The organism is Blautia sp. HCN-1074 (assembly GCF_037890165.1).
Lineage (GTDB): Bacteria > Bacillota > Clostridia > Lachnospirales > Lachnospiraceae > Blautia_A.
Map to the genome: position 1 here is coordinate 103,163 of NZ_JBBKBP010000013.1, position 6,747 is coordinate 109,909.

At 37.4% G+C, this 6,747-nt stretch carries 7 protein-coding genes; all 7 read right to left on the reverse strand.

What is annotated here, in order from left to right:
• Positions 1-17 precede the first annotated feature (17 nt).
• Positions 18-359, reverse strand: coding sequence for a hypothetical protein (locus WKT11_RS12100; RefSeq protein ID WP_117844259.1), 342 nt, complete (start codon positions 357-359; stop codon positions 18-20).
• A gap of 123 nt (positions 360-482) precedes the next feature.
• Positions 483-1,523 carry an alpha/beta fold hydrolase gene (locus WKT11_RS12105; RefSeq protein ID WP_118137517.1) on the reverse strand — a complete coding sequence of 347 codons (1,041 nt, stop codon included), beginning with the start codon at positions 1,521-1,523 and terminating at the stop codon, positions 483-485.
• An 80-nt stretch (positions 1,524-1,603) separates the two neighbouring features.
• Positions 1,604-2,962, reverse strand: a complete 1,359-nt coding sequence (locus WKT11_RS12110) for an MFS transporter (protein ID WP_118137519.1) — start codon at positions 2,960-2,962, stop codon at positions 1,604-1,606.
• Positions 2,963-2,987: 25 nt separating this feature from the next.
• Positions 2,988-3,698, reverse strand: coding sequence for a TetR/AcrR family transcriptional regulator (locus tag WKT11_RS12115; protein WP_118137521.1), 711 nt, complete (start codon positions 3,696-3,698; stop codon positions 2,988-2,990).
• A gap of 281 nt (positions 3,699-3,979) precedes the next feature.
• A complete protein-coding gene (locus tag WKT11_RS12120) occupies positions 3,980-5,569 on the reverse strand; it encodes an AAA family ATPase (protein ID WP_340284517.1) in 1,590 nt (529 codons plus the stop codon).
• A gap of 310 nt (positions 5,570-5,879) precedes the next feature.
• Entirely contained in the window at positions 5,880-6,167 is a 288-nt protein-coding gene (locus tag WKT11_RS12125) for a DUF2442 domain-containing protein (RefSeq protein ID WP_118138185.1), read from the reverse strand.
• A gap of 23 nt (positions 6,168-6,190) precedes the next feature.
• Positions 6,191-6,445, reverse strand: coding sequence for a DUF4160 domain-containing protein (locus WKT11_RS12130; protein WP_118138187.1), 255 nt, complete (start codon positions 6,443-6,445; stop codon positions 6,191-6,193).
• Positions 6,446-6,747: the final 302 nt, after the last annotated feature.

Here is a 6,747-nt window from a genome sequence, read left to right on the forward strand (position 1 = left end):
ACATGCCTGTCCAGATTTCAAAACTGCTGCTTATTTCTTGCAAGAATCGAACTCTTCTCCAGGCATGCACAGTTTACGCTTTCATCTCGGTAATTGAATTGCCGAAGATTCCCGCTTTTTGTCCTAAATTTCTCATTGTCAAATGTCTTAAAATCAAGTAATACAACATAGTATTCATCCCGAAACATTTCTGCAAGCGCACGCAAGGTTGTAGTCTTACCATATTGTCTGGCCCTGTTAATAGTAAAATATTTTCCTGCATCCACAAGCTCTCTAATCTGTTGTAAACGACCATTAATATTTACCATATAATGTTTCTCTGGAATACACACACCTGTTGTATTAAAAACTCTCCCCATTCATCACACCTCACAATCAAAAATGCTTCCCGGCTATCACATTTAATTAAAACAATGATAACATGAAACCATTTTAGCGTAAAGTAACATTCCAAAGGTTTTATATAACTTTCAGACAATGACTTACTCTCTCAACACCTCATAATGAGAAAACATCTCCCCGCTACATGAATCCAGAAACTTCATAATTTTATCTAAATACATTTCCATCGTCCTGTCATCGCTGCGATAGGTCTCATGTCTGGTTCCCGGCAGGTAAACATATTCACAGGAAGTGATTCCTCTGTGATTGATTTTCTCTGCAAATTTTCTCAATGCGTTTACAGATACAAAATCATCTTTTTCTGCCTGAAATAGCAAAACAGGTGCTGACAGTTTCTTCCATCCGCAATATTTTATGTACCAGCTCATTTTTACAGACGCCAGAAGCCATCCATAAGAGGCTGCACTAACCTGGAATTTTTTATTCTCTTTACGCAGCTCATTATATTTTTCAAATCTCGGTCTGGAAGTACATCCACTGGTTTCGAAAGTCTCACTACCATCATAAGGCTTCTGACCAGCCACATAGTCTTCCTTTTTTCCCAAAAGGCACTTCGTCTGTGCAATAGCGATCACCAATGGCCAGGGAACATTTCCGGTAAGCGGGCGGAGCATAGGAGAATTCAATATAATCTTCTGAAACAGTTGCGGTTCCCATGCAGCTGCGATTGTTCCAATTGCCCCACCCATGGAATGAGCAAAAAGAACTAATGGCAGTTCAGGATATGTTTTTTTAATCACATGGCATATTTTCAAAAAATCCCTCACATATCGCTTCCAGGTATCTATATGTACAAGAGATGGATCTGCTGTCAGGCGATAACTTTGTCCATGTCCCATATGTTCCGGCATATACACATGATATCCAGCCTTCAGAAAATAATAAATCATCTCATCATATTTCGGCGCTGCTTCTGTAAAACCATGACTGATTATAATCACGCCTTTCGGTTTCTCTGCCAGGTAACGCTGTACATAAATTTTCCCCACTATCCCCGTGTCTTTTCGATGCAGATGATCCTCTGCACCAGGAACGTACCCCTCCTGACGGTGCGTTGCAAGATATGGTTCTATTTCATCATTCATTTTATACAAATATTCATTCTCATGTATTATTTCCATTCGTATGTACTCCTGTTACTTTTTCATAATTCTATTGCTATCTGCTTTTCACCATTCGATACATGCCTGTATTATAATCTTTACTGATGCCTATTAATAATCCCATTAATCTTTTTCTCATTATAAAATACCAGTATAATTCCACCTATACAGCAGAATACTGCTGCCCCAAAAGCAGCAACTCTATAACCAGTTCCTTCTGCTGCCCCTATCGTCGAGACTGCGGTAAATATCAGCATAGAAATACTCTGCCCAAGTTTAAATGCAAATGTCCTTGCCGCATAAAACATTCCTTCACGATTGCTTCCTGATGTAATCGAGTCGCTCTGCGAAATATCTGCCACAACAGCCTGCGGAAGAATTCCGAAAATCGCCATAGGAAGAGCCGCCACGACTGTCAGGATCAGTCCCTGCACCGATGCCGGAATAAAGCTCATTTTTCCCATAAATCCGGTGTAAAAATAAGCAGCGCTAAATACTGCAAATGCGAACAAAATCATCTTTTTCTTTCCAAGTTTAGGAGTAAGCTTATTTACCGGAATATAAAATACAAGGGACAACGCTGTCATTCCCACAAAATACAAAGTTGTCATCGTTTCCGGAAGCTTCAAAAGACTGGTGACAAAAAATGGAAGACCTGTCTGAAACATGGTAAGTGCGATCCAGTAGAAAATATCAGATGCCACAAACTTGCGAAATTCTCCATTCTTAAAAGTAGCTGCAAGAGATCCAAAAGCTGACTCTTTTGCAGGAACCGTATCTACATAATCCTTTTCACGAATGCAAAATACCGGCACAAGCATACAGATAAACGCTACAGCCGCCATCAAAGTAAAGGTCATACGGATAGCACCAACTCTGCCAAAAGCAGGAATAAACATCTCCCATATCGTAGGTGCCAGATACGCCACTGCAGTTCCGGCAATAAATGTAAAGGAAATGACTGTGGAAATATTAAGTCTTTCCTGCTGGGTATGTCCAAGTTCCGGAATCAACGCATTATATGGTGTACAGTAAGCAGTAATGGAAAGATAGTACGCCAGAATCATAACCAGCAAGAACACTCCATTGATCCAACTGTTTTTATTAACCGGCGACCAGAAAACCAGTACTGTAGAAAGCGCCAGCGGTAAAGATGCCCATTTCAGGAACGGAATTCTTCGCCCATTCTTTGACGTACATCTGTCAGATAAAGAGGCAATCATTGGATCTGTAAAAGCATCAAAAATTCTTCCGAAAGCTGTAATTCCGCCAATAATAGTAAATATACCAAAGACCACCAGCCCCTGTGGAATAAATACTGTCTGTCCCTGACTGATGGCTGTCTTATCCGGCTGATAAAAATATACAAGCCAGTTAGAAATAATCCCGGACAGCATCGCCCATCCAAACTGTCCGGCTGCAAACTGCCATATTTTCCCTGTTGTTAACTTTTTCATCGTGCACCTCCAGATTAAAAATATTTTAGAAATTTTTTATTCCTCTTAACAGCAGCTCTATAATAATACGGATCTGCTTTTCACTCTCCACATTCTGGTCAGATGACAGAATATCTCCTCCTACTGCCAATTTCTCCATCAGTGCAAGGAGGGTATGTGTCAGAGAGAAATACATCTCATCCACTGAACAGTTAAAAGAAAGGCTTTTATCTACCAGACCTTTCCCGAGAGCAATGGTCACATAAGGTTTTAATTTAAGAATCCCATTTTCATAATCAGCCAAATGTTCCTCTGATACATTATACTTTTTCACAAAAACATCAAATTCGTGAAGAAACTTCAAAAACGGCTTTTGCTCCAGAAATATCCTGCAAAAAACATTCAAAATTTTCCGTAACTGATCATAGCCTGAACTTTCGATGCCATCCATTTTCAAAATAGCCTCTGATTTTGCATCAGCAATATTTGGCATATTACCCGCCTCCAACTCTCCTAAGTATTTCTCCGAAACCTTTTCCCAGTATACTTCTGCAGTCTCAATTACCAGTTCTATCTTTGAAGAAAAATAACGATACACCGTCGCTGCTCCCACACCTGCCCGTTTCGCAACTTCCTCCATCGAAGTATCCTCCACACACTTCTCCTGAAACAATTTCATAGAGGCATTTATAATTCTATCTCTTCTCTGCTGCGCCTGACGCACACGTGTTGGAGATGTGCCTTCTATTTTTTCCATCTGCTCACCGCCTTTTGTATTTTATGATAGTAATACTATCATTTTTATATGTATCATACAATATATTTTGTTTTATTTTAAAATTTTTATATATATTATATAAATTCATCTGTCATTTTTTGTGCATCTTATCAGCTCTTGTTCTTGCAATACAAAATTCTCAGAATAATCCTCAGGCCTGTCAATACCAGATTCAGAAATAAAAAAATGGTTTTCCGTTATCAATTCTCTTAATTGAGACAGTAATAACGAAAAACCATTTTTTTATCAAATATAGATATTCATTTTTTCTTATATCTTTCAATCAGACACTGATGTTCTTTTGTCTTCTTGTCATAGTTTATCCCAACCAGTAAAATATCTCCTGTATACTGTTTTATTGATTCAGGATATTTTCTCTCTTTTATCTGCTGTAACGCTGTTTTGACATTCTTATTCCATTTAAGTTCTACGACAAGCGCCGGATAATCGGAAATATACTCTGGTTTCGGAATAAATACAAAATCTGCAAACCCACGTCCTGTCGACAGTTCACGAACTGGTTTAAAATAATATTCCATTGAACTCAGATATGCAATTGCAAGTACACTGCTCAAAGAATTCTCATTATTATACTGAATATTCGAAACATACTCTGTATGGATTTTCTCAATTTTCTCTGCAACCGTTTCTTCATCCATATTAAGTGTAGCCTCCAGCAAACGTTCTGATTCCTGCTGAAAGGTAATCATCTCATTCCATTTTCTACTCTCAACAGCCGTAGTCAGCTCCTGACGTATTTCCTCATTTGGAACAAATGTCGTTCTTCTGTTCTGGTTATATCCCAAATAACCAAGGTGGACCAAATACGTAAGTACATCATCTTTGCTTTGTATATTCACCGTATCATTTTTGAAAGCAGCTGTATTTACTTTAATCGAAGCACCGGAAAGTATTTCAATTATAGCGTTTTTCAAACCATCATAATTCATATTGATAAAAGGAACAATTGCTTCATAAGAAGCAGTCTCAGACCAGTAACTTCTAAACCTGCCCCGCACACAAACACTTACTACTGCTTTAGGATTATATACCTGATAGTCCTCCAGCAAATAACCATCATACCAATATTTTACTTTCTCAAAATCTCTGTGATATCTTTCGCAAAGATCCTTCACTTCAGCTTCTGTAAATCCAATATATGGTGCCATCACTCCTGCATCAAGCATTGTAAATTCATCAAAATTATTTAATGCAGACTGCGTTTTTTCTTTCTTTATCGGCAAAATACCTGTAAGATACGCCAACTGAATATATTTTGTCGGTTCCGTTCCCTTAAACATTGCCCGCAAAAAATTAATGTACTTTTCCTGTACTTTTTTATTTGCCGCTTCATCTCTGATCAGAACATCCCACTCATCAATAATTATAATAAATTTCTGTCCAACAATATTTTTAATACGTGAAAGACTTTCCGACAAACTTGTCTCTTCTTCAGGCAGAACGCCAGGGTAAATCTCTCTCAATTCAGCCTGTACAGATTTCGTAATAAACGCTATAACATTATCCACATTATCACAATTTGCCAAAAACCACTGAATATCAAGATGAATCACATCATACTTATTAAGATGCGTCTTAAAATCAGATTCCCTGCTTATGTCCAGCCCCGAAAACATTTCTTCAGAATCACAGCCCTTACTATAATAAGCGGCCAGCATATTTGCAGCATATGATTTTCCAAACCTGCGTGGTCTACTGTTACAGATATAAGCTTCTGTTGTATTAAGTACGCTGTTTGTATATTCCAACAATCCGGTTTTATCCACATATATCGGAGAATTCAGTGCCACCTGAAATGCACTGTTATCAGGATTTACAAATCTACCCATTCCTTACACCTCATATTCCTTGCCCCACCATGCATTATATCCTTTACCTTTTCTTCCAGTCACTATATCCGAATATTGAATCTCTTTTTTCTGTGTATATATCTATCATTTTTAATGCCACTCCTTTTAGTCAATATTCGCACTTTGCAAAGTCAGACTCAAAGCAACTCTATAGTTTCCTCATCTATTTTTTTATTGACATTGAAATGAACTCCAACGTGAACCTCACATGACTATAATTCTTCCTGCACAATGCGGATTCTTTCTTCTTTTATTGTATCTTTAATGAGTATACTTGATATTTCCATGATTAGTTTTCTCCATTATCCTCACATAAAAGCACTCCGTTATCCCAAATCTCATCACAAGATAAATCTATTTCATCATTCCAGGAGATTCCATAGCCACCAACATCCACTTTTACCTGTTCGAACAAATGTGGTGTATCTTTTAAAGCGTTAAATGCCTCCACCTCCTCAAACAGGGAACTTACATCATAAGTTTTAACCGTCCCATCTTGAAACGTAGCCAAAAGAACATATTTTTTCAAAGACATTATATCTTTGATTCTATGAAACACAATAACACCGCCTTCCATTTTACTCGAGAACTTCCATTATTTTATTCCAACGGTGGAAGTTCTACAAACTTTTGCGTTTCCCATATTTTAATCAAATCATTTTCGTGCTGCTTTACCCATTCTTGAACCATTTTTAATGCCCTTTTCGAAAGATCACCCTCTAACATTTCGCCTGTCCTTATGTCAATTACACCAACACACTCTCCATATATTACATGAATATGCGGAGGATTATGTTCACTCTGTCGAAAATACATTTTTATTACCATTCCATAAAATCTCGCTATTACTGGCATTATACCGCTCCTTTCTCTATGATGGTGAAAGGAGCCTCCAATAAAGGAAAAATTCATGTATTCGCTAACGCTGCTTCCACCATATTTATTTGCTCTCATATGGGGAATCAGATAGTCGAACGACTTAGAATAGAACTTCCCAGATATGTAATTTTAATGTATCAAATACCTGATATATTGTCAATGAATCATTTAGTATATATTACAAAATTTGTATTATCTTGCAAAACAATTACATTCCATTTATGGAATTTTAATCAACTTTTTACTGATTTATTATTTTATTTATCGGTTAGTTAGAT

Excerpts from the sequence above, each read along its gene's own strand:
- WKT11_RS12100 (WP_117844259.1), bottom strand. The coding sequence starts at position 359 with ATGGGGAGAGTTTTTAATACAACAGGTGTGTGTATTCCAGAGAAACAT.
- WKT11_RS12105 (WP_118137517.1), bottom strand. The coding sequence starts at position 1,523 with ATGGAAATAATACATGAGAATGAATATTTGTATAAAATGAATGATGAA.
- WKT11_RS12110 (WP_118137519.1), bottom strand. The coding sequence starts at position 2,962 with ATGAAAAAGTTAACAACAGGGAAAATATGGCAGTTTGCAGCCGGACAG.
- WKT11_RS12115 (WP_118137521.1), bottom strand. The coding sequence starts at position 3,698 with ATGGAAAAAATAGAAGGCACATCTCCAACACGTGTGCGTCAGGCGCAG.
- WKT11_RS12120 (WP_340284517.1), bottom strand. The coding sequence starts at position 5,569 with ATGGGTAGATTTGTAAATCCTGATAACAGTGCATTTCAGGTGGCACTG.
- WKT11_RS12125 (WP_118138185.1), bottom strand. The coding sequence starts at position 6,167 with ATGGAAGGCGGTGTTATTGTGTTTCATAGAATCAAAGATATAATGTCT.
- WKT11_RS12130 (WP_118138187.1), bottom strand. The coding sequence starts at position 6,445 with ATGCCAGTAATAGCGAGATTTTATGGAATGGTAATAAAAATGTATTTT.